Here is a 22,662-nt window from a genome sequence, read left to right as displayed (position 1 = left end):
CTTTTTGAGTCGGCAAATTTGCCACTTATTTATGGGTATTGCAAACCGGGAAGGTGATGGTTTGTTGTGTTTTACAGCCCCATGAACTTAATTCGGTTCAAATCATAGCTCTTTTAGCGTTCTTTGCATCCTGCGTGCGCGCCCTTATCAGTCTGTTAGTCCGTCAGGTAGTTGGTTATTCTCCCCGCAAAACCTTCTACCGAAACAACTGAAGACTGGAATACTAACAGACCAACAGACTACAATGGAGTTCTCCTCAAAATTAATCGAAGAAGCCGTCAATTCCTTCGCCTCCCTGCCCGGAATCGGCAAAAAGACAGCGTTGCGGCTCGTGCTTCATTTGGTACAGCGCCCTACCGAAGACAGCGTTCATTTTGCGCGGTCCATCGCCTCAATGCGTGAAAACATTCAGCACTGCACCACCTGCGGCAATTTGTCGGATGATCACATTTGCTCTATTTGCCGGGATGAGCGCCGCGACCAGTCAATGATTTGTGTAGTTGAAAGCATTCGTGACGTGATGGCCATCGAGGACACCCGTCAGTTTCGGGGGCTCTATCACGTGCTGGGTGGTATCATCCAGCCCGTTGAAGGCATCGGGCCAGCCGATCTCAACATCGACACGCTCGTTGAGCGTGCGCGGAAACCAGAATGCCGGGAGATCATCATGGCCATCAGCCCCACCATCGAGGGCGACACTACCATCTTCTACATCAATAAGTTACTCAACGGGATTGACGTTTCGGTCAGTAATATTGCCCGCGGTGTATCATTCGGCGGCGAACTTGAATATGCCGATGAGGTAACCCTGGGTAGAAGTATCGTGGCGCGCACGCAGGTGCACTAGCTGAGGACAGGGAGCAGAGAGGTAGAAAGCGAAGGGCAGAATTCAGAGAGCAGAGCACAGAAGGCAGAACTCAGGGTGCAGAATGCAGCTTGGTTTTTCGGCGATGCCTGCCCGATTGACACTAATAAATTCGTGTTAAGTAGTCCCGTAAAGACATCTCTTTGGGGATTTGGTACGTCTTTAGGCTGATTACAACAACGCGCCTCCGGGCATGACACCCAATGAAACTACAGCTCCTTTCCCTTTTCCTGCTGTTCTCCGGCCTGCTTACCGCGCAATCCGTTGCGGGGAAAGTAACCAACGAATTCGGCGAACCTGTACCCTACGCTAACATCCTGGTTCAGGAGTTGGGCACCGGTACCACCACCGACGATGAAGGCAATTACGTCCTCAACCTGTCTACCGAAGGCAATTATCGTCTCATTTTCTCCAGTCTGGGTTATACGAGTACCAAAGAGAATATCATCCTTACCCTTGAACCCCTCACGCTGGACGTGAAACTCAATTCTTCCGATCTCCAGCTTCAGGAAATCACCGTTTCGGCCGGTAAGAAAGACCCCGCTTACGGCATCATCCGTAAGGTGGTGGAGCGAAAAGCGAAACACCTGCGGGCAGCCGATTCGTACCGGACCAAAGTTTACGTCAAAGCCGTCGAGGAGGTAGAGCGCCATAAAAAAGGAAAACAAACCGACGAGGTCCCCGCAACCGGTGAAGAGCCGATGAATGCACCGGACCCTTTCGCACAGGAAGCCAAAGAGCGGGCAGAATTGCTCGGCAGTCTCAACTTTCTGGAAATGGAGGTTACCCTTAACTTCCAGCAACCGCGCAACTACAAAGAGGAACGGACCGCGTACCAGGCGTACGGAAATACGCGGGGCTTATTTGTACCCCGCTTCGGCGAGACGGATTTTAACTTCTACCGGAACATGGTGCAGCTCACCAATATTTCCGATGCTCCCGTCATCTCTCCGCTGAGCAGCACCGGTATTCTTTCTTATAAGTTCAAGCTGGAAAGCACTGATCTGGAAGGCGATCAGATCGTCTATAAGATCAAAGTGATTCCACGCAAAAACGGCAACTCCACCTGCCGGGGCTACTTGTGGATCAACGAGGATACTTACACCATCAATCGCCTTGATCTGGAGTTCAGCAAATACCCGCTCAAATTTTTCGATGAGTTCCGGCTGAAGCAGGAATACGTCCAACACGAAGACAGCCTGTGGACCGTCGGGAAGCAAGTCTTCGACTACGTGGCCAAGCAGGGTAAACGTGCCACCTTCCGGGGCAACACCACGCTACGTTACTCGGACTATGAGCACAACTTCGAGTTTCCCGCTAAGTTTTTCGGCAACGAGGTAGCGGTAACCACCCGCGAAGCTTACGATCGTGACAGTACCTACTGGGCAACCGGACGTACGGTACAGCTTACGGAGAAAGAGGCCAAAATAGTCCGCATCCGCGACAGCATCGAGGCCGTGGTGAACAGTAAAGCCTACCAGGACAGCATTCAGGACCGGTACAATAAGGTTACTCCCCTCGAATTGATCTGGGACGGAGTCGGCTTCCGGAACAATGAAAAAAAGAGCCATCTCTACGTTGGCTCGATTCCTGAACTGATTGGGTACTCAGTAGTTGGGGGCTGGGAGATCAACCCTTACGTGAGCTACAACCGGCGATACGAGAACGGTAAAGTGCTCAGTACTTCCGGTTCTCTGGGGTACGGTTTTCTCAACCAAAACCTGACCGGCGACTTCAGCATCTGGCATCGGTACGATGCCTTTAACCTGGGTGAGGTTGCCCTGAGCGGCGGCCGTAGTTTCGAATCCATCAACCAGAACGACGCGTACCTCAACCAACTTAAGGCATCGAACTATATTCTTAAGGATGCCTTTCGGGTCGGGCACGGCATCGAGGTGGTCAACGGTATGATCTTCAGTGTCAATGCCGAGATCAGTGCCCGCCGGCCAATCACAGGTTTCAAGACCAGCAATCTCTTCGGAGGTATTATCGATGACGACGAAGAGCCGCTCGATTTCGAAGCTTATGAAGCCTTCATCACCACCACCTCGCTTTCCTACACCCCCGGCCTGAAGTATATGCGGGAACCGGACCGTAAGATTCGCCTGGGCAGCAAGTGGCCCACCTTTACCCTTTTGCACCGCAAAGGGTGGCAAGGCCCGCTCTCCAGCGACATCAACTTCGATTACCTGCAGGCCTCCGTTAGCCAGAACCTCCGTTTCGGGGTGCTGGGAAACTCCAATTACGAACTCAAGGCCGGTAAATTCATCAATACACAAGATCTGCGGTTTGTAGACATTAAGCGCTTCCGGGAATCAGACCCCTTACTGCTCTCAGACCCGACCAATACCTTCAACGCGCTGGATACCTCCCTGAATACTTCCAATCTTTTCTTTGAGTTTCATCACATCCACCACTTCAACGGTGCCCTGATCAACAACATTCCGTTGCTGAATAAAACCCGGATCAAGACCGTTGCGGGAGGAGGGTTTCTCTACCTTCCTTCGGAGAAGTTCCGTTATCAGGAAGTATTTGTTGGGCTGGAGCGGGTGTTCAAGGTCGGCGCAAGGCGCCGGCTGCGGGTAGGCACCTACGCCGTCCTTGGCGACGACAACAACGGGCGGGCCAATACCTCCTTCAAGGTCAGCTTCGACCTGATTGATCTCTGGAAAAAAGACTGGAGTTTCTAACTCAGGCCGAGTCTTTCCACCCGATCCCCAACCGTGACGCGAATCATCTCTCCTTCCAGATCAGCGAAGGATTCCGGCCCGGCACTCTTCACGAACAGACCATCCCTCAGCAGATGAATCTCGTCGCAGGTGTCGGTCAGGGTTGAATAGATGTGGGAGGAGATCAGAACCGTTTTGCCCAACCTGCGCAATTCCCGGATGATTTCGGCGATGATGATGTTGCTCTGGATGTCGACACCATTGAAGGGCTCGTCGAGGATCAAGCAGTTATTACCTTGCAACAGAACACCGAGGAGCGCGAGTTTCTTCTGCATCCCGGTGGAGTAATTGCGGGCGTATTCGTCTAAAGGAAGGTCAAATATGTTACGGTCGTCGAGGTCGCTTACCGGCAGGTGACGGGCCCGAATCAGCAACCGGAGGTACTCCCGGCCGGTCATCATGGGGAGCAACAGATTATTGGTCTGAAGAAAACCGAGGTGATGGTTGAAGTCTGCCGGCGCTTTGAGGATTTCTCCCTCAAAAGGAATCAGGTCAGCGATGCAACGGAACAAAGTGGTCTTTCCTGCACCATTCTCCCCGACGATACCGTAGACTTTACCGGCGCTGAAAGTAGCCGAAATGCCTTTCAGCACTTCTTTAGGTCCGTAGCTTTTGCGTAAGTTTTTCAGTTCGAGCATCATCAGGAAGTTTTTGGGGGCCGGTTATCGTCCAGGGAATTTAACCGGGGAAGCTGAACCGCCAGAACCGGCAAAGCGCGGAAATAATAATAGGGCAACAGAAAAAGTAAGAACGGCCACAAAATCAGGCCGGTCATCAATGCCAGCGAATCGACGATGTTGAGCGGGTGCGGAAAGACGCTGTATTTGATGAACAGGATCAACGCCAGGTTCAGTCCCGCAATTACGGGACCAATCAGCAATGACCAGCCAACTTCCGGAAAGAAGAAAACGATACTGATCAGGAACGGAATAGCCAACAGTAATTGGTAGCCCAGGGCTACGGCAAGTTTACGGACTAGAAACTGCTGCGGTGTATCCGCATGAATCCAGACGTAGAAGGCTGGTTCTGGTTCCGAATAGAACATCAAATACAAAAACATCAGCCCGCCGTAACTGAAGATCGCCAGTTGCATATTATCGGCCCGAACGCCCATTACGAGCAGAAAAACAGCAACGGCAACCAACCACCAAAACCGCCTGAAACCTACGGCGGCTTCGAATGGGTAGGCACCGAAAGGTGTAGGAATAGTAAAAGCCGAAGTTGGTGCTAAGCGCAGAGAGCTCATTGCTATCCCAACCCCACCCTGCACCAGCGCCAGCGCCCAGTCGCCTTTAGCTAAAAGAACCACCAAAAACGGAAGGCAGACTATGCTGTTTTCCAGCAGCCGGATTTTCCGGTACGCAGCCCGGTCGAAAGTGATGGCGAGGAAATCGTTTCGTTCCCGCCCGCTAAGCCAACCAAGCAACCAGCCCCCCACTGCCAGTATACCGTAACCCGCAAAACCGGTGCGTGAGTACGCCAGCAAGCAAAGACCGAGAAAAAGACCTATGCCCAATACATAACCAAGCCACGGCCGAACGCCCCAGGCAACCAGATGGCGGTCAATTATCGTTTTTTGAAGCTGAAAGTAATGTTTCACTTAACGGTAAAGTTACGGAAGCGGATGTATTGGCAGCGCTACCAGGCGCTGAACTCCACCACGTGCAGGTTAGGATTGGCGCTGTACCAGGTACAAGAAATCCTTGTTTAGCTACAAATCAACTCCGGTTTTCCAGCCTTGCCAGCCCTAAGATTGGACGTTAAAAGAGGATTAGCCGAATGGTTAGGAACAACACATAATTTGCCGTCCAGCATTCGGTAACATGGTTAAACGACCAGCAGGCCGTAGGCCCTCACCATTTCCATCTCTTCGGTGTACCAGAATTCTTCGAACGATTCGCCCGTTACCGTTTCAAAACTGAACCTGAAACGTTCCAACGACAAAGGCTCCTCTTCGGCATCCCCCAAGTCTATCAGTTTGTCGTAGAGCCACTTACCGATCTCCAGCGGAAGTAGCAGGTGGTCTGCATCACGACGGTCGAACAGGCTGAGTTCCAGTACTCCGTCTTCCAGCGTCAGGCAACTCGGCTCTCCGCCCAGCCATACGATACGGGCGTTGGAACGACTCAGTTGATCGTGCTCGTAATCAAGGCAATCGGCGATAAAATCAGGCGCGATGTTGGTCTGCGGAATCGGAAATTCAAACCACTCGGAAAGCGGATAATCGAAGCACAGGCCGTGCATGTAATTGAGCAGTGACTTTTTCAGTCCGTAACTGAACTGCTCGTGATCGATGCCCGTAGCATCCGTAAACTGGACGTCGTTGTTGGCAAAGGTAATTTCGTTGTAGTGTGGTATGATGTTGTAACTGTCGGGGTCGAGGCCAACGGGACTATGCGCGGTGAGCGCAAACTGGTGCCAGAACCCGGATTGAATCACTCCCGCCTGAAAGAGTTGCCGCACCATCTCCAGGCTGTCGACCGTTTCCTGAACCGTTTGGGTTGGATAGCCGTACATCAGGTAGCTGTGCACCATTATTCCTGCATCGGTGAACGCGCCGGTTACGCGCGCAACCTGGGTAACGGTTACGCCTTTTTTGATGAGGTCGAGCAGGCGGTCCGAAGCGACTTCCAACCCTCCGGAAACAGCAATACATCCGCTGGCCTGAAGGAGGCGGCAAAGATCGGGCGTAAAGCTTTTTTCGAAGCGGATATTCGTCCACCAGGTCACCCGCAGTTTCCTGCGGATTATTTCCAGGGCCAGGTCGCGCATGAGGGCCGGTGGCGCTGCTTCATCGACGAAATGGAAACCTGTCTCTCCGGTCTGGTCTATGAGTTCTTCCATTCTGTCTACCAGCATCGTTGATTGTACGGGTTGGTAGTTGCCGATATAGTCGAGGCTCACGTCGCAGAAGGTACATTTCCCCCAGTAGCAGCCGTGGGCCATGGTGAGTTTGTTCCACCGGCCATCGCTCCACAGGCTGTGCATCGGGTTGGTGATCTCGATGACCGAGACGTAACGGTCAAGCGGAAGCCCCTTATAGTCGGGTGTCCCGACTTCGCTCTGGCGGTAATCGCGTTGCAGGGCAAAGTCATTGTAAATAACCTCGCCGTTTTCGAGGTGAAAGGTCCGTTTAAATAGTGGCTTAACGGGCTCGGCAGCAGGTGCAGAGAGATGGTTGATGAGCAGTTCGAGGGGCAACTCTCCGTCGTCGAGGGTGATGTAATCAAAATAGCCAAAAACCCTTATGTCACTTACCGAGCGGAGTTCGGTATTCGGGAATCCGCCGCCCATCGCCGTTTTCACCCCGGGGTAATTAGACTTGATGTGCTGCGCACAGCGGAAAGCTGAATACAGGTTGCCGGGGAAAGGGACGCTGAAGCAGGCTAAAGGATATGCAATTGGCGATTGGCGATTGGCGATATTTGATTTAGCTGCCGCCTGGGGGAAACTCTTCGCAAGTTTTTTGTCCAGCAGCTCAAGCGTGATGGTATCGATATAGGTTGGAGGCTCCTGTAGTTTAGCGTGGAGTTCATCGAAGTTATTGGCGGAGCGCCCCAGGCGCTCGGCGTAGCGGCTGAAACCGAAATCAGGGTCGATGCACTCAACGATAAAATCGGACAGGTCTTCGAGGTAAAGCGTAGCGAGGTGTTTGGCTTTGTCCTGGTGCCCCATTGCTCCGAAGGCGAGGTCGAGTTCAGCGAGTTGATCGAAGCGTTTTGCCTGCGGCAAAAAATTCTCGCTGGCGATCTGCCGGGCGAGTGTAGGTTGCTTTCCCTGCAGGAAAGCGATCACACTGCTGATGGTTGCCAAATACTCTTCGCGTAACGCGAAGATGCGGGCAACGTTGGCCGTCACGTCCCCACCCTGCACCTGCGGCCGCGCCATCTCAAACATTTCGCTCAGCCTGTCCGGCGTGAACAGTTCGAGAATGACCTCGATGCCGAGGTCCATCTGGTCGGCAGGGATTCCTTTCTTTTTGAGAAAACCCATCAGGTAGGCCGTTGCCGGATACGGGGTATTCAGCTGCGTGAAAGGAGGCGTTATGAGAAGAAGTTTCGGCACGGGGGCGAAGGTACGGATTGCAACGATGGGGCTCTTACGGCTGCGCTTTGGTAACAAGCAAGGCAGGCGATTACTGCCTGCCGTTAAGCCAGCGAATCATAGATCAGTATCCCGAAAATAATCGCTGAAGTCATGGCGGAGAGCATCACACCCGCCGCTGCAATATCCTTGGCTTTTCCGGCGAGTACGTGGTACTCCGGCGAGACCAGATCAACAACGTACTCTACCGCTGTATTCAAAGCTTCGGTGGTGAGCGTGAAGCCGATGCAGAAAACGATAGCCACCCATTTCCAGGTCGGGAAATCCAGAAACCAGGCCGTGCCAAGCGCTACGACGATGGCCGCGAGGTGGACCAGTACAGGCTCCTGGTACAGGAGCAGGTCAACCAGGCCATCCCAGGCGTATTTGAAGGCTTTTAAACGGGAAACAATAAAATTAATCAACAGATAGTGAGCTTTTGTACGGAGGTCTAATTCCCGAATCCAATCGATTTTTTACCCTCCGGTTTTTCTTTACGAAGCGCAGCCATGCGCAGTGCTGTAACCGCTGCTTCTACCCCTTTGTTCCCGTGCTTGCCGCCCGCACGATCTACTGCCTGCTCGTGGGTGTTCGGCGTCAGCAGACCGAAGATGAACGGCCGGCCGGTAGAGATGCTGAGGTTCATCAGCCCCTGCGCAACGGCATTGTTGATGTACTCGTCGTGCTGGGTTTCGCCCTTGATTACACACCCTAAACAGATCACCGCGTCGAGTTTCTCGCGGCCGGCAAGAATACGTGCGCCAGCGGGGAGCTCAAATGCCCCCGGCACCTGAGCAACAGAAATATTCTCTTCCTTCGCGCCGTGTTTCAGCAGTGTTTCCATGCACGCTTCGTAGAGCGCATGGGTGATGTCCCGGTTCCAATCGGCAACAACGATGCCGAAGCTTAACTCGGTTGCATCGGGGATATTGGAATCGTCGTAAGTGCTCAGGTTCTTTAGGGCGGAAGCCATGGATAGAAGTTAGATGGTTAGAAATTGAAGGCTGGAAACAGAGATCGGTGGGCAAACTTACCGAGTCTCCTTATTCCGAGAAACAATACAAACGAGACATTTACTTTGTTGCTGTATTTCTTATTCCCTTACCAGCACGTTTTGCGGTCTTTACACCTCTGGCTTCACGAGTCAGGCTTTGCTCCATACGGCCAAAGCGGACAATTTCAGCGAGTACATCAGCAATTGAATTTCCCCAAAGGTAAAAGATTCGGGTCTACGAACGTCGGTATTTACTACCTTTGGCGGACTTCAATACAACCCACCCGGAATCACATCCCTTCCATGTCTAAAAAGATCAAGCACGTAGCAATCGCCGGAAACATCGGCGCCGGAAAAACAACCCTGTGCAGTAAACTCGGCCAGCATTTCGACTGGGACGTCCACTACGAAAGCGCCGACGACAACCCCTATCTATCTGACTTTTATGATGATATGAAACGCTGGAGTTTCAATCTTCAGGTTTACTTTTTGCACAACCGGTACGGCCAGATCCTCGGAATCCAGGAAGGCGAACGGACCGTTATTCAGGACCGTACCATCTACGAAGATGCCTACATTTTCGCGCCCAACCTTCACGATATGGGCCTGATGACCACGCGTGATTTCAACAATTATACCGAGCTTTTCGAGAAAATGACGAAGCGCATCAGCCCTCCTGATCTGCTTATTTACCTCCGTGCCGGTATCGGAACACTGGTGGCACACATCGAAAATCGCGGTCGTGACTACGAAGGCAGCATGAGCCTCGATTACCTCAAGAAACTCAACAACCGCTACGAGTCCTGGATATCAACCTATACCGAGGGAAACATCCTGATCATCGATGTGGACAACCTTGATTTTGCCAACAAGCCCGAAGACCTCGGCATGGTAGTTGAAAAAGTACAGGGGAAATTGCACGGACTCTTCGAATAGCCCCCAATTGCTCCGCTGACTGTTGAATACTGAAATATGAACCTCAATGCAGACCTCGGCGAAAGCTGGTACAAAAACACGGTAGGCAACGACCAGGAATTGATGCCTCTGCTCGACAGTTGCAACATCGCCTGCGGCTTCCACGGCGGAGATGCCTACACCATCCTCAAGACCATTGAACTGGCCGTGGAGCACGGCGTAGCCGTCGGTGCCCACCCTTCTTTTGCGGATCGGGAAAATTTTGGCCGCAAGCGGCTTGAGGTGGAAGACGAAGTGCTTTACGCGCAACTTTTGTACCAGGTCGGGGCGCTGAAATCGATGGTGGAAAGCCTTGGTGAAGAACTAAATCACCTGAAGCCCCACGGAGCGCTCTATCATTACGCCAACGAATCCCCCGCAGCGGCGCAATCCATCGCGATTGTCGCGGCGGAGCTGGAGATACCGATCATTTACGGTCCGCCGAAAGGGTATTTGCGGGAATTCGCGGAAGCTGAAGGCCTGGAGTTCTGGGCCGAGGGCTTTGCCGACCGTGCCTATGAACCCACCCTGCACCTGCGCCCGCGCAACCAACCCGGAGCCGTTCTGGAAAGTGAAGAGGCGGCGCGCACGCAGGTGCAAAATATGTTGAAAGGCCATGTCGTCGCTACCGATGGTAAATCCTACCCGCTGGAAGTACAAACCATCTGTATCCACGGCGATCACGAAGGTGCCGTCGAACGGGCAGAAGCCGTGCGGGAAATACTGAATTCAGCTCCGAAATCCCGTATCAGGAAAAAATTGCAGTGAGTCTGCATTCGTCGACAATAATAACAGCCTGGTAAAACACACTCTCCATGAAACTACCACTGGATTGCACGGTCGATTATCTTAGTAACTTCCTGAGTACAGAAGAGAGCGAAGAACTGTATGCTACCCTGATTGATCAGTACAGACTGAGTCAGGCCAGGCTGATCATAAAAGCGGGTGACAACCTGATTGAAACCGATAGCTATAAAATTCTTTTCCTCACCGAAGAACTCATCCGGCAAAACAGTTACCCCGAAACTGTTCATGGGAAATCCCACGTATGGTCCGGCCCGCTGGCCCGGCTGAGAACGAAAGTTGAGCAACACCTGGACAAGACCTTTGAAGTAGCCATGTGCCTCTATTACCCAGATGGCAGTTACTTTGCGCCCTATCACAGCGATCAGGAGACCTCCGGAGTCAATACTATCTTGCCATCTATCAGTCTTGGCGCAGTGCGGGAGTTCAGTTTCAAGTCCAAATCAGACGAAGAGGATGGCTACAGCCTTGACCTCGCCAACGGAAGCTTATTGGTAATGGGAGCCTACTGTCAGTCACGGTACGTTCACAGCCTGCCCCGAAACCCTGAGTACAAGCACGGGAGGATTAATATCACCTTCAGGGAGCCGGCCTTTAAATAAGCGGATCACCCACAATGAAGTCTCAGTTCTTTTTCTTCTTTTTACTGGCCTTCGCCTGAGGATTGAACGCTATACAGAGGTCCAGCCAATAGCCTAAGGCGCTATCGTCCGTCATCCCTTCGCCAACTACGAAAATATACCCACGTACAGGACGGCCGGTAAAGTTCGTCTCCTGCGTAAATTCTTTCTCTATTTCCGTTGCATATGCCTCCTCTCCTACCCTGGCCATCAGCAGGTCTTCGCCGGTATGTTTTTCCCGCAGAAGCGCGCAAAGCAACTTACCGTGGAGCATGAATATCCTCCCTCCCATCATCGGCTTTTCTGTAAAATGAGGAGCCTTTACCGTAAGGAGATTAGAGATACGTGCGGCAAGCAGAGGGTCGTAGGGCATGGTGGATACTTGGAGTGCAGAGTGCAGAGTGCAGAGTGCAGAAAAAAATCACATTGTTGGGGATAACCAAATGTGTGATCAGAATGCTGCACTCCGACTTTTACCTCGAGGCGTGGATCAGTCCTCCGCCGACAACGTCGTCGCCTTCGTAGAAAACGGCGCTCTGGCCAGGTGCGACACCGCGCACATCGGCGTAAAAATCGACCGCAAAGCGGTCGGCGGTGTCGCCGATTTGCTCAACGAGGCTCATGGTCCCGCTGTCTTTGTACCGAACCTTAGTGATGAGTTCCAGCCCGGCGTCGGGGAGTTTGTCGTACTTCTGCAGGGTTGCTCCGCCGATCATCATCCCGTTGCGGATGAGGTCGTCTACGCGGCCAAGGGTGACCTGATTGGTCGCTGCGTCAATTTTGGTTACGTACATCGGCTCTCCGAAAGCAATGCCAAGCCCCTTGCGCTGACCGATGGTGTAAAACGGATATCCCGCGTGCTTACCGAGCTTTTTTCCGTCGACGGAGACGAAGTCTCCGCCCGCAACCTGCGCTTCCAGCTCCGGCAAACGCCGCTTCAGGAAACCGCGGTAGTCGTTGTCGGGGACGAAACAGATTTCGAAGGATTCTGCTTTTTTGCTCAGTTCTTCGTGGCCCCAATCGTAGGCGAGCTGCCGAACTTCGGGCTTGGTCATATGGCCAAGCGGAAAGCGGCTGCGCGCCATGCATTCCTGGCTCAGCCCCCAGAGTACGTAGCTCTGGTCCTTGTTTGCATCTGCGGATTTACGGACATGCCAGCGGCCGGCATCCGTTTGGTTTAGCTGCGCATAGTGGCCCGTAGCGATAAACTCGCAATCCATAGCATCGGCGCGCTTCAGCAGCGCCGACCATTTGATGTGAGTATTGCACAGAACGCAGGGGTTTGGCGTCCGGCCGGCCATATATTCGTCGACAAAGTTGTCGATTACGTGGTCACCGAATTCATCACGGATATCAATGATAAAGTGAGGAAAACCCATATCGACAGCCACCTTACGGGCATCGTTGATGGAATCGAGGCTACAGCAACCAGTCTCTTTTTTAGAGCCTCCGCTATTGGCGTAATCCCAGGTTTTCATAGTAATCCCTACAACTTCATAGCCCTGCTCATGCAGGATCATGGCTGTAACGGTAGAATCGATGCCGCCACTCATGGCGACGAGTACACGTCCGTGCTTGCTCATATTCAATGTTTTACGCTCAGGTTCAAGGGCCTGGCCTAAAGTATATTCATTTGGCCTTGGGTAAAGGAAGCATCTCAGCGGGATGCCATACCCCAAAAACCGCGCAAAGGTAACGATTATTCTAAGCAGGTAGTTGCAATTCGTTTATCGGGCGCAAAACGCAGGTGCAAAAATCCGTTTGAAGGCCGTTTACACCTACGGGAAACACGGTTACAACCCCGTTATCCTATGTTCTCCTGGAAGGTGAGTGCGTGCGTTTTCAACTCCAGCGCACACAAGTGATGCATGCCACGGGAGGCCGGGGCGAAGCAGCCGTTATCAATATTGATCACCGGAACGCTTTCCAGGTCAAGGATGCTTTGTTCAATCTCCGCCCGGCTTACAGGAGTATGCCCGTGTACGAGAATGCGTCCATCTAACCATTCCTTGTCCTGCGGTTCGTACCACCACCGGGACCATATAAGGCTGTGTGTATCCGCCAGCGGATCATCCACACGCGTGTCGAGGCCTGCGTGAACGAAGAGGTACCCCTGGGTACTAAGGTGATAAGGCAGTTCGTCCATCCATTGGCGGTAGGGTTCAGGTACGAACCATTCACCGTGCGTACCGAAGCTGCTACAAGCTTCCTTTCCGCCGTTGTTCAGCCACATCCGCCAACTATCGTTGCCGTATACTGCATCCAGTGCCATTTGCTCGTGGTTGCCACGCAGGCAATGAACCTGGTGGCCGGTGGCCCTTAATTCCTCCACGTAGTCGATAACGCCCTTACTGTCCGGCCCCCGGTCAATGAAGTCTCCGAGGAGAAACAGCTGGTCATGGACGGAAAAGTCAAGTCGTTGCAGAAGGGCCTCAAAGGTTTTCAGGTGGCCGTGAATGTCTGTGATGGAGAATTGGCGCATTAAGGGTTTAGATTAGGGTTTATTGAGTTTCAACCGTTAAACGATGAAGAAGTTGAATGGAAAGTGGTGGGCTGTATTTGGGGCTGATTGAACGTCAACTCGGATATATCGACTTGTCGGTTTATCGACTTGTCGATAAGTCGACAAATCGACAAAAACTAGTGAGAATTCAATCCCGCCACAACGCCAACCGCCTCCTCCAGCCCGGCCACCGCCCGGTAGACATCGCCCCGGCCAAACCAAGTAACCTGACGCTTGGCGTACCGCCGGCTGTTTTGTTTAATTAGTTCAACGGCACGATCCCGGTCATAAGTTCCCTCGAAATACGGCCACCATTCCTGATAACCAACGGTCTGCAGCACCGGCAGGTGACGAAAACGGAACAATTCCCGGGCTTCTTTCTCTAGTCCTGCCTCCAGCATGAGGTCCACCCGCTGGTTGATCCGTTCGTAAAGCAGCGGCCGCTCCGGATGAAGGCGCAGATAAACACAGCGAAAATCGCGCTTGCTGCGCTTGCCCAGATAGGAAGAGTAAGGCCGGTTTGCCGAGTAACACACCTGCAATGCACGCTCCAGCCGCCTGGCGTTTTGCCGGTCGACTTTCGCGTAGTACTCAGGGTCCAGTCGCTCAAGCTCAGCCTGAAGACCAGAGAGACCTTCTTGTTCAACCAGTTCCTGCACCTGCGTCCGCGCCGCCTCCGATACGTCGGGAAATTTGTCGAGTCCTTCGCAAAGTGCCCGTAGATAAAGCCCGCTGCCGCCCGTAAGGACGGCGTAGTCGTTGCGGGCAAAAATGCTGTTCAGGCATTCAAGCCCTTCCCGCTCGAAACCTCCGGCGGAAAGCGGATTGGCGATGCTGCGGTCAGCAACGAAGTGGTGTTTTGCAGCGCTGAGCTCTTCCTTATCCGGCCGGGCGTTACCGATTTCCATCTCTTCGTAAAACTGCCGGCTGTCGCCACTGATAACTTCAGTGTCGTAATGCTGCGCCAACTGAATTGCAAGACTGGTTTTTCCGGAAGCAGTAGGTCCGCCAAGTACGATCAGGGTTTTCAGAGGTTCGAAATTTTAGGGTGTTTGGGGATTTTTCCGGGGTGAGTTATTTCGGGTAGAGACACCTTTTGCATATAAACATGTTTATATGCAAAAGGTGTTCCTACACACAAGATAAACCACCCGCGGGGGAAAATCATTACGGGCGCTTGCTCATCAGCAGACGGTAGGCAGCGGCAAAGTCTGGCTGCCCCCACCCCCGTTCGTTATCTGGTGCATCGGCCTGGCTTGCGGTCGCCCGCACGGCATCCAGTATTTCCTGATTGGTAGCGTCGGGCACGGCCTGCCGCAGGCAGGCCATCAGGCCCGCCACCAGCGGAGAAGCAAGACTCGTTCCGTTGGCCGAAGTGAGTCCGCGACCATTAGAGGCCACCGCAGCTACGTCTACGCCCAGGGCGCTGACGTCGGGTTTTATACGGCCATCGGCCGTAGGCCCGTAGCTGCTGAAGTACGCCCTGCTGCCATCGCTGTTGAGCGCCCCAATGGAGAATGCCTCGGGGCTATCGGCCGGGGTGCCGATGTATTTCCACGGGTCCGATCCGGAGTTTCCGGCACTGGTAACGATGATCATCCCCCGCTCAAACGCTGTAGTGATCGCACGGCTGGCCGGACTCGTTTTCCCGTCGAGATCGCTGTATTTGTAGTTCATCGATTTAGAGCTGAAGGTCGTATAACCAAGCGAACTGTTCACCACATCGACGCCGATGCTATCGGCAAGTTCGAGCGCAACGGCGTAATTGATCTCTTCCAGCCGGTGTTCGCCTTTACCGTTTTCGGTTTTGAAGAGTACGTACTTCGCTTCGGGAGCAGTGCCGATGAAAAAAAAAGGATGGTTGGCGGCCATAGTACTCAGCACGGTCGCACCGTGCGTTGATCCGTCCAGGGCAGTGCTGTCCTGCTCCACGATATCATAATTGGCCGGCACTTCGGCCTCCTCCCGGTACCCAAGAAAATCTTTGTAGTTGACGCTGGGGAAGCCGCCGTCGAAGACCGCAACCAAAACGCCTTTCCCCCGGAAGCCCCAGCTGTGAAGGCTATCACCTTTCATACCCGTGAGGTTATCCCAGCCATAGCCGTAAAAGCGGGAACTAACGGGTACCGGATCTACACGCGGTTCCGGCCGGTCGAGGTTAGGAACAACCGGAAGCGTAGATGCGCGGCTGTACTGAACGGGCGCTACAAGCTCTACCTCGTCCACAAAATTAAGCTTATTGAGCTCTTTTACCTGCGGACCGGCAGCAGCAACCACCACACCGTTCATCCACTTGCTCTGCAACCAGAGCGTAGCACCGGTCTCTGCTACTTCAGCGAGGTGATCCGGGCTGAGCGGGAGGTCCACCTCCGTGATTTCAGCACCATGGGCAGCCCTGCGGAGCAGGGCCCGTTCGCTCAGAAATTCTTCGGGACGAGAGACGTCATAGGTCGTACCTTTTTTGTTTTTGAAGGTAACCAGATACATGCCGGTTTCAGTGGTCTTTTGGGCAAAAGCCGGCAAAGAAAATACGAGGAAGGCAACAAGAAAGAGAAGCTTATTCATTTGGTTGGTATATCAGGGTTAAAAGACGCGGCCCGCTGATGAGAGATCGGAGCCCGGCAATGCCATCCGGGCGCTGACGCAGGAGCAAGGCAGGGTTTATGGGGCGAACTCCCCTACCCTTCGTTCCCGAGCAGACGTACAAGCAAACGTTCTACCTCTGCGTTTGGGTCTGCAAGCGACAGTTGAATCTGTGCTTTTTCGTACTGAGGTCTCCGGGAAGCCAGTTTCCGGGTGATGAAAGCCCCCAATTCCTGTGCCGGCTGAAGTAACGGCCGGTGATCGCGGCCGGTTTCCAGGCGCTGTAACAGCACTCCGACGGGCGGATCCAGAAAAACGGTAACGCCGTGGCGGTTCATCCAATCCATATTGTCGTTGAAACACGGGGCGCCGCCACCGGTAGATACAACTCCCGGAGGATCGTTTGCGGTTGCGCGCAAAGAACTTGTTTCCAGTTCCCTGAAAGCAGATTCTCCCTCTTCCGCGAAGATCTCACTAATCGTCTTACCAGCAGTGGTTTCGATGACAGCGTCAAGATCGATGAAAGGCAAGCCCAGGCGCTCGGCAAGCAGCTTACCCGTATGAGATTTTCCGGAACCCATAAAGCCCGTCAGGTAGATGGTTTTCATTGGGCCGCAAGGTAGTAAATGTCGGGTATCCCGGATCAACAACCCAAAGAGAGAATTCCATCCCGGTCTTCCTCGGAGCAAGCGCGGGCAATTGTCCGGATTCCTGAAGACCGAAACCTAAAAGTAACGCGTACCGTTTACTACCTTTGCCCCGCTTCTGAACCAACCTAAGTAAATGTTGCTATCATCTGCCCTCCGGCTCTTCCCCGTCTTTGCCCTCACCCTGCTCCTTGGTTGTGAGACTGCACCTGCGTCCTCGCCAGAAAACGATTCTGAGTCAAAAGAGCTGGGCCCCGTTGCATCGATCATACGCAACCCCGTCGACGTAGGAGCCGAAGACGTGGATACCAGCAACATTGCCAAACTTCAATTCGAAGAGACCGAGTTCAAATTCGGAGAAGTCAAAAGTGGTACAGTCGTAAAGCACGATTTTCCATTTACCAATACGGGCTCGGTTCCCCTCCTGATCACCAAGGCACGCTCTACCTGCGGCTGTACTGTACCGAGCTACCCGGAAGCCCCACTCGCTCCCGGCGAATCCGGAATAATCAGTATTGCTTTCGACACTAAAAACAAATACGGCCACCAGCGTAAGCCGGTCACCATCATTGCCAATACTTACCCTGCTATGACCACTATTTATGTGGACGGCAAAGTAATTAACGAATAATCAATATGACTTCTCTTTTTCTGCAATCCGTCACCGACACCCTCGGTGGTCTCCTGCCAATGTTCCTTATGCTTGGTGTGATCGTCGTCTTCATGGTCATTCCGCAGCGCCGCAAAGCCAAAGAACAGAAAGACTTCCTCGATAGTCTGCAAAAAGGCAAGGAAGTAGTAACCGCCAGCGGAATCCTGGGCCGTATCGATAAGATCGAAGATGCTATTGTTACCCTCAACGTCGGAAATAAGACCTACATTCGGTGTACCAAGAATGCTATTTCCAAGGAACTAACCGATGCGATCTATCCTCCGGACACTGCTAAGTAAGAACCCACTCAAGGAGATGGCCGACACCGACCGTAAGGTGTTGGCCATCTGCATTGGTGCAGCCTTCGTTTTCTGGCTCATCCTGAATCTTTCACGCGACTATACAATCAATCGGCAGGTCCCCGTCAGCTACCTCGTAGATCCCGAGCGTGTTCTTGTTGGCCGGATGCCCGACCTCCTCGATGCCACGATTTCCGGTAGCGGCTGGAACCTGCTTTGGGAAACACTACGCCGCGACAATCTGGTACTGGAAGTAAACGTCCAGAATAAAGAAAATAAACGCCTTACCGGTACATCGTTGGAACGGGAGCTGAGCCGAAAATTGTCGAGCAACGAAGTCTCCATCGCCCTCCCCGGGTTTGAGTCCGTTCCTGTTCTTACCACCCCCAAAGAAGGAAAGCGTGTTCCTGTCGTCAGCCGAATCAAAGTAACTTTTGCGGAAGGTCACCTGGCCATCAGCCCGCCGGATATCCGCCCCGACAGTATTACCGTCAGCGGAGCCACGGATGCCCTGGAGGAAATCTCCGAATGGCCCACCGAGGCGCTGACCTTTACGGAACAAAACAAAACCGAAGCACGGGTGGTCAGGCTGGAATCCCCGCCCGAAGGAATCACCCTTTCACGAACCGAAGTAAGCTATAGCCTTGAAATTGAAGCTTTCATTCAGGAAACCATCACCGTGCCCGTAACCCTGGAAAACGGCCCGGAAGGGAAAAAGTACGAATACAGCCCTAAAACGGTGGACCTGATTATCAGTTTGCCCCAGAGTGCATACGGCACCGTTACGGCCGACGATTTCAGATTGGTAGCAGACCTTACCGGACTCACCGCAGGAGAAAGCGCAAACAGCGTCCCTATCTCCGTAGAACAGCAACCCGAAGTAATTAAAGGCCTCCGCTTTTCACCGAGAGTTGTGGAATATTACCTGGTCGACTAAACAGTCTGAAGGACCTGGCAATTCCTCCCCCCCTCCCTCGAAGCCTCCTGTCTGGAGCAAGCCGGGAAAGACTTATCTCCGCCCGCGGATAACGGAAACAGGCATCAGCTCATCGTAGTTACCCGTCAGGGTTGGTGTCTGGATGTTCCCCGTATACTGGCGCACCTCGCGGTGCACGTAAGAGAATAGTTCCTGAATAGAAACCAGTTTGTCTCCGTTGGAATCTGCTTCGCCCTTCATCCCCCGGATGAGGAAGTGGCTGAAGATGCCACTACGCAAGCCCCCGTCTTCGAGGCTGATCTCTTTTCCTTTACTTGACAGTAGAAGTGCCGTAGATGCCTGAGCGTTGTTCAGAGCAGAATAGTAAGCATTGAGTGTAGCGTCGGTTCCGCCACCACTTTTGGCATTTTGTGCATCTCCGTTTCTTCCCGCCAGGCTGCCACTGTGGCAAGCATCGGCAATAACCAGTTTATGGCGGGCACGGCTGGCCAGCAGCGCATCCTTAAGCTGGTAGTGCTCGAGTTTATTGACGTAGCCGTCGTAATCTACGGGGAGGAACGATCCCTCAAGACCGTGGCCACTGAAATAGAACAGGATCACGTCGTTTTCGTCGGCGCGCTGGTAAACTTCGCGCATAGCCATAATGATGTTGCGGTGCGTCGCGTTTTCATCGATCAGGACCCGGACCTGTTCGTCGGGCAGTGCCCCACCCTCGATACTGCGCAGGAAGCCGGCAAGCTGGTAGGCATCGTCGTCGGTGTACAGCAGGGTCCGCATATGCGTGTAGCGGGCTGCCCCTACCACTACTGCCCATACTTTCACCTCCGGATCGAAATCCGGCTGAATGTTCTGCGCCGGACGGCCCATAGCGGTAAATATCTTGCGGTACAGCCCGCCGCTTCTCCAGATTCCGCCGTGCATTTCGCCGTCGGCGTAGTACATGATACCCAGCCCTTCGGGCTGGTGGCCACTGAAGTTACCGTGATACGTATTTCCGTTGGTGTACACTACGGTTCCGGTACCGGTAGGCATCCCCGACTCTACGTTCCCGTAAAAAACGGTACCGTTCGGATAGCGGTATTTTCCTACGCCTTCCGGGCACCCGCCGTTGCAATCGGTGGCGTTGGCACGATCTCCCTGGAAACCGAGCCGGCTCCAGTCGGCGTGGTAGTTGTCGCCCTCCCACTGTCCTTTCAGTGTGGTCCCGTCTTCAAAAGCCATTGTTCCTTCGCCGTTGCGCTGGTTGTTTTTCCATTCTCCGGTGTAAACATCCCCACTAACGTAATTCATAGTGCCATAACCTTCGATGGTCGTGCCGTTCATTTCGCCCTTGTAATAATCACCGTTGGCAAAAGTAAATGTCACTTCACCCTTTACCTTATCGAATGCAAACTCGGCCTTCATCTGGTTACGGTTCGCGAAAGTGATCACACCTTCGCCATGACGCTTACCGTCATGAAAGCCACCAATGTAGCTGGTACCATCCGCTTCGGTCATCCGGCCACGGCCCTCCTGCACTGATTTGTGCCAACTGCCAACGTACATCGCTCCACCGGGGTACTTCATGACACCGGTACCCTGGAACTTGCCTCTGCGAAAATCTCCGTCGTAGGATGCTCCGTCAGGAAATACCATTTTGCCGTTTCCGTCGAGGCAATTACCTCTGACGCAGTTGCCCTGAGCAGACAGCACTAAACAGAGTAAACTGAAGCTCAGTGTGAGAAAAAATCGTGACATGCTTTTGGGAATTTGAATACTGGGGTAAATCGGTTGTCTATTTAGCTCCATAAGATGCCTAAAAATTGCCCAAAGAAATGTTAAGAACAGGACAGGCTTAGGGAACGGTGGCTTTAGGGTGGTGAATGGCAGATTACTACACTCTAATCCCCCTTAAATATTCCGTGCAGGAGCAACCTCCAGTCTTCGCCGACCGAGTAATCCCGCGCGTAGAGAAAGTTGACCTGATGCAGTGTAGCCGGATCGGTAACTCCCGTGCCCGTAGCCGGAGAGAAAACAGCCGGCCTCAGCACGGGCAGGGCGTCCAGTTTCGGGTCAGGAAGTGCGTAGCCGACCCAACTTCTGCCTCCCGTAAGTACCCGGAAACAGTTCCCTGCAAATGCACCTTTATTTTTGACCAACCAGATGAGAACAGGAAAGAGAACAATCATCAGCAGAGAGGTTCCCTTATCGAAAAGCCATTTTGCCCGTCGGTTGCTGGCCTCATCGATCCGGAGGTTTGCGTTGATGGTGTAAAGGGTGCCTCTCTGATCAGAACGATGACTACCGATGATACTGCTACTGGCTTCGGGGAGAATCCGGTATTCGAGCGTTGGACCAAGCCGGCTCATCCACCGCTGAATGGACTCCATGCTCAGATCGGCCGAACAAAAGATTATCTCATCGGCGCGGTATATACTCGCCAGTTCTTCGAGTTGGTCGGTACGCCCAACGTGGTTGGTTTCGGCGACCTGCCCACCAGCTACGGTTCCGGGTGCGATTCTTCCGAGGTAGTTGCGCCGCACTCCAGCCCGCTGCAACAGGCTAAGCGTTCGTTCGGTCTCTTCCTGACTACCGATGATGAGCAGGCGCTGATCTGATTCGCTCGCAACCCTGAGATGGCCGTGCTGAAGCAGGTGAGCCCCCACCCGGACCAGACACGTCCAGGTCGCCGCCCAGGCGGCCCCGAGGAGCAATAAGGCGCGGCTTGGGCGGAGGTCTTCGGGCAGTAGCCCGTATACGGCGAAGAGCAATAGGGTCCCGATGCCAAGGCTCCTGAGCAGGCGACCGAAATCGAAGGGTTTATCGTAGCCACCACCCAGAAAAATGCTGCCGGTCCAGAGTAAAGTGTAAGCCGGGAAGTGGAGGTAGTTGATGTGCTCCGGAAAGTAGTTGAGGTCATCGAAATGGTACTCCGACCAGAGTGACTTCAAGAGTAAGAGGCCCAGATAAATGCCCACGCCATCCAGTAAGGGGAATTTCAGTGCCCGCCATATATTAGCCACTACGGTGAGGACCGCCCTGAGGTAAATACCGAGTCGCATCAAACCGATCATCGCACCTGCGTCTGCGCCCGCAAAATGCTTGCGCGCAAAAATGATCATGGCCTGATAGAAAACCCGGACGTAGTTAAGGCTGCCCCGCTTCGTGCTTTCGCCCTTATAGTGGATGATGTTGGTGGTGGGCAGGTAATAGTTTTTATAGCCGCCTTTAAGCAGGCGGTAAGAAAGGTCGATGTCTTCACCGTACATGAAATAGTCTTCGTCGAGCAGCCCGACTTCGTCCAATGCTTTGCGCCGCATCCACATGAATGCACCCGACAGTATTTCTATCTCATGTATCTCATTTTCAGCAAGGTACCTGAGATGGTAATGCCCGAAACGTTTGGATTTCGGGAACAAGCGGGCCAGCCCGAATGCTTTGGTGAAAGCTACCCAGGGCGTCGGCAGGCCACGTTTACTTTCGGGCAAAAAACGCCCCCTTCCGTCGATCATCCGAACCCCGAGACCACCGCCGTCAGGGTGTTCTTCCATAAAATCATAGCAGCGCCGGAAGGTGTCTTCTTCCACCACCGTATCGGGATTCAGCAACAAAACGTACTTCCCGGTTGCCTTCCGGATGGCCTGGTTATTAGCGATACTGAAGCCGGGATTGTGCTTGTTCGCAATTACCCGTACCCAGGGGAAGCGTTCCCGGACCATCTCCACCGATGCGTCGGCAGAATTGTTGTCTACAACCCAGACTTCAGTCTCCAGGCCAACGATGGCCCGCTCCACGCTGAGTAGTGCCTGCTCCAAAAAGTAGCGCACGTTGTAGTTTACAATGACGATGGATAAGTCCATAGGGACGAAGGTAGTCAAACCATCAAATAATCGCCGTTGCTTCGGTCTGTTTGCCCCCTGTACTACCGGTTCCGGATATTTATCCGGTGCAGGTCCCGGAGGCGCGCACGCAGGTGCCGGGAAGGTTGGAAAGGCCGTCTGGTAAAGCGAACC

General features: G+C 53.3%; 21 protein-coding genes. 8 read left to right on the top strand and 13 right to left on the bottom strand.

Annotated features, from left to right (window positions below):
• The first annotated feature begins 244 nt into the window (after nucleotides 1-244).
• Together recR and FUA23_RS00730 are read left to right on the top strand one after the other, a co-directional pair.
• On the top strand, nucleotides 245-847 hold the full coding sequence (recR, locus tag FUA23_RS00735; protein WP_147928785.1) for a recombination mediator RecR: 603 nt from the start codon (nucleotides 245-247) through the stop codon (nucleotides 845-847).
• A 221-nt stretch (nucleotides 848-1,068) separates the two neighbouring features.
• Nucleotides 1,069-3,555, top strand: coding sequence for a DUF5686 and carboxypeptidase regulatory-like domain-containing protein (locus tag FUA23_RS00730; RefSeq protein ID WP_147928784.1), 2,487 nt, complete (start codon nucleotides 1,069-1,071; stop codon nucleotides 3,553-3,555).
• Here the strand turns inward: FUA23_RS00730 and FUA23_RS00725 are convergent.
• The 5 genes from FUA23_RS00725 to ribH form a co-directional block, all read right to left on the bottom strand.
• The gene (locus FUA23_RS00725) at nucleotides 3,552-4,235 is read right to left on the bottom strand and encodes an ABC transporter ATP-binding protein (protein WP_246143956.1); all 684 of its coding nucleotides are present in this window, start codon (nucleotides 4,233-4,235) and stop codon (nucleotides 3,552-3,554) included. The two genes, FUA23_RS00730 and FUA23_RS00725, sit on opposite strands and share 4 nt — an antisense overlap.
• Entirely contained in the window at nucleotides 4,235-5,194 is a 960-nt protein-coding gene (locus tag FUA23_RS00720; protein WP_147928783.1) for a hypothetical protein, read from the bottom strand. Before FUA23_RS00720 ends, FUA23_RS00725 begins: the two co-directional genes overlap by 1 nt.
• Nucleotides 5,195-5,421: 227 nt before the next feature.
• On the bottom strand, nucleotides 5,422-7,659 hold the full coding sequence (locus tag FUA23_RS00715; RefSeq protein ID WP_147928782.1) for a B12-binding domain-containing radical SAM protein: 2,238 nt from the start codon (nucleotides 7,657-7,659) through the stop codon (nucleotides 5,422-5,424).
• 83 nt (nucleotides 7,660-7,742) lie between these two features.
• The gene (locus FUA23_RS00710) at nucleotides 7,743-8,102 is read right to left on the bottom strand and encodes a diacylglycerol kinase family protein (protein WP_147928781.1); all 360 of its coding nucleotides are present in this window, start codon (nucleotides 8,100-8,102) and stop codon (nucleotides 7,743-7,745) included.
• A 26-nt stretch (nucleotides 8,103-8,128) separates the two neighbouring features.
• The gene (gene ribH / locus FUA23_RS00705; protein WP_147928780.1) at nucleotides 8,129-8,650 is read right to left on the bottom strand and encodes a 6,7-dimethyl-8-ribityllumazine synthase; all 522 of its coding nucleotides are present in this window, start codon (nucleotides 8,648-8,650) and stop codon (nucleotides 8,129-8,131) included.
• A 324-nt stretch (nucleotides 8,651-8,974) separates the two neighbouring features.
• On the opposite strand from ribH, the gene FUA23_RS00700 reads away from it, so the two are divergent.
• Genes FUA23_RS00700 through FUA23_RS00690 form a run of 3 tightly spaced genes read left to right on the top strand, consistent with a single transcriptional unit; the run spans nucleotide 8,975 to nucleotide 11,031 of the window.
• Nucleotides 8,975-9,607 (top strand): deoxynucleoside kinase, encoded by a 633-nt coding sequence (locus FUA23_RS00700; RefSeq protein ID WP_147928779.1) that lies wholly within the window; start codon nucleotides 8,975-8,977, stop codon nucleotides 9,605-9,607.
• 36 nt (nucleotides 9,608-9,643) lie between these two features.
• On the top strand, nucleotides 9,644-10,393 hold the full coding sequence (locus FUA23_RS00695) for a 5-oxoprolinase subunit PxpA (protein WP_147928778.1): 750 nt from the start codon (nucleotides 9,644-9,646) through the stop codon (nucleotides 10,391-10,393).
• Between the two features lie 47 nt (nucleotides 10,394-10,440).
• Nucleotides 10,441-11,031, top strand: a complete 591-nt coding sequence (locus FUA23_RS00690) for an alpha-ketoglutarate-dependent dioxygenase AlkB (RefSeq protein WP_147928777.1) — start codon at nucleotides 10,441-10,443, stop codon at nucleotides 11,029-11,031.
• 22 nt (nucleotides 11,032-11,053) lie between these two features.
• On the opposite strand, the gene FUA23_RS00685 is transcribed toward FUA23_RS00690, so the two are convergent.
• The 6 genes from FUA23_RS00685 to FUA23_RS00660 all read right to left on the bottom strand — a co-directional run bounded on the left by FUA23_RS00685 (nucleotide 11,054) and on the right by FUA23_RS00660 (nucleotide 16,743).
• Nucleotides 11,054-11,422 (bottom strand): TfoX/Sxy family protein, encoded by a 369-nt coding sequence (locus tag FUA23_RS00685; protein ID WP_147928776.1) that lies wholly within the window; start codon nucleotides 11,420-11,422, stop codon nucleotides 11,054-11,056.
• A 100-nt stretch (nucleotides 11,423-11,522) separates the two neighbouring features.
• Nucleotides 11,523-12,632 carry a tRNA 2-thiouridine(34) synthase MnmA gene (gene mnmA / locus FUA23_RS00680; RefSeq protein ID WP_147928775.1) on the bottom strand — a complete coding sequence of 370 codons (1,110 nt, stop codon included), beginning with the start codon at nucleotides 12,630-12,632 and terminating at the stop codon, nucleotides 11,523-11,525.
• 221 nt (nucleotides 12,633-12,853) lie between these two features.
• The gene (locus FUA23_RS00675; protein WP_147928774.1) at nucleotides 12,854-13,531 is read right to left on the bottom strand and encodes a metallophosphoesterase family protein; all 678 of its coding nucleotides are present in this window, start codon (nucleotides 13,529-13,531) and stop codon (nucleotides 12,854-12,856) included.
• A gap of 158 nt (nucleotides 13,532-13,689) precedes the next feature.
• On the bottom strand, nucleotides 13,690-14,571 hold the full coding sequence (gene miaA, locus FUA23_RS00670; RefSeq protein ID WP_262713684.1) for a tRNA (adenosine(37)-N6)-dimethylallyltransferase MiaA: 882 nt from the start codon (nucleotides 14,569-14,571) through the stop codon (nucleotides 13,690-13,692).
• A 148-nt stretch (nucleotides 14,572-14,719) separates the two neighbouring features.
• On the bottom strand, nucleotides 14,720-16,117 hold the full coding sequence (locus FUA23_RS00665) for a S8 family serine peptidase (RefSeq protein WP_147928772.1): 1,398 nt from the start codon (nucleotides 16,115-16,117) through the stop codon (nucleotides 14,720-14,722).
• A gap of 113 nt (nucleotides 16,118-16,230) precedes the next feature.
• Complete coding sequence (locus tag FUA23_RS00660) at nucleotides 16,231-16,743, bottom strand: shikimate kinase (protein WP_147928771.1); 513 nt, start codon at nucleotides 16,741-16,743, stop codon at nucleotides 16,231-16,233.
• A gap of 175 nt (nucleotides 16,744-16,918) precedes the next feature.
• Here FUA23_RS00660 and FUA23_RS00655 point away from each other — a divergent pair, with 175 nt between their 5' ends.
• Genes FUA23_RS00655 through FUA23_RS00645 form a run of 3 tightly spaced genes read left to right on the top strand, consistent with a single transcriptional unit; the run spans nucleotide 16,919 to nucleotide 18,670 of the window.
• Entirely contained in the window at nucleotides 16,919-17,413 is a 495-nt protein-coding gene (locus FUA23_RS00655) for a DUF1573 domain-containing protein (protein WP_147928770.1), read from the top strand.
• Nucleotides 17,414-17,418: 5 nt separating this feature from the next.
• The gene (gene yajC / locus FUA23_RS00650) at nucleotides 17,419-17,733 is read left to right on the top strand and encodes a preprotein translocase subunit YajC (protein WP_147928769.1); all 315 of its coding nucleotides are present in this window, start codon (nucleotides 17,419-17,421) and stop codon (nucleotides 17,731-17,733) included.
• Nucleotides 17,702-18,670, top strand: a complete 969-nt coding sequence (locus FUA23_RS00645) for a CdaR family protein (RefSeq protein WP_147928768.1) — start codon at nucleotides 17,702-17,704, stop codon at nucleotides 18,668-18,670. Before yajC ends, FUA23_RS00645 begins: the two co-directional genes overlap by 32 nt.
• A 72-nt stretch (nucleotides 18,671-18,742) precedes the next feature.
• Here FUA23_RS00645 and FUA23_RS00640 read toward each other — a convergent pair whose 3' ends face one another.
• Together FUA23_RS00640 and FUA23_RS00635 are read right to left on the bottom strand one after the other, a co-directional pair.
• Complete coding sequence (locus FUA23_RS00640; protein ID WP_147928767.1) at nucleotides 18,743-20,407, bottom strand: caspase family protein; 1,665 nt, start codon at nucleotides 20,405-20,407, stop codon at nucleotides 18,743-18,745.
• 143 nt (nucleotides 20,408-20,550) lie between these two features.
• Nucleotides 20,551-22,509 (bottom strand): glycosyltransferase family 2 protein, encoded by a 1,959-nt coding sequence (locus tag FUA23_RS00635; RefSeq protein WP_147928766.1) that lies wholly within the window; start codon nucleotides 22,507-22,509, stop codon nucleotides 20,551-20,553.
• Nucleotides 22,510-22,662: the final 153 nt, after the last annotated feature.

The sequence above is a fragment of the Neolewinella aurantiaca genome, from assembly GCF_008014675.1.
GTDB classification, from domain to species: Bacteria; Bacteroidota; Bacteroidia; order Chitinophagales; family Saprospiraceae; genus Neolewinella; species Neolewinella aurantiaca.
This window is presented reverse-complemented; position numbering and strand designations above follow the sequence as displayed.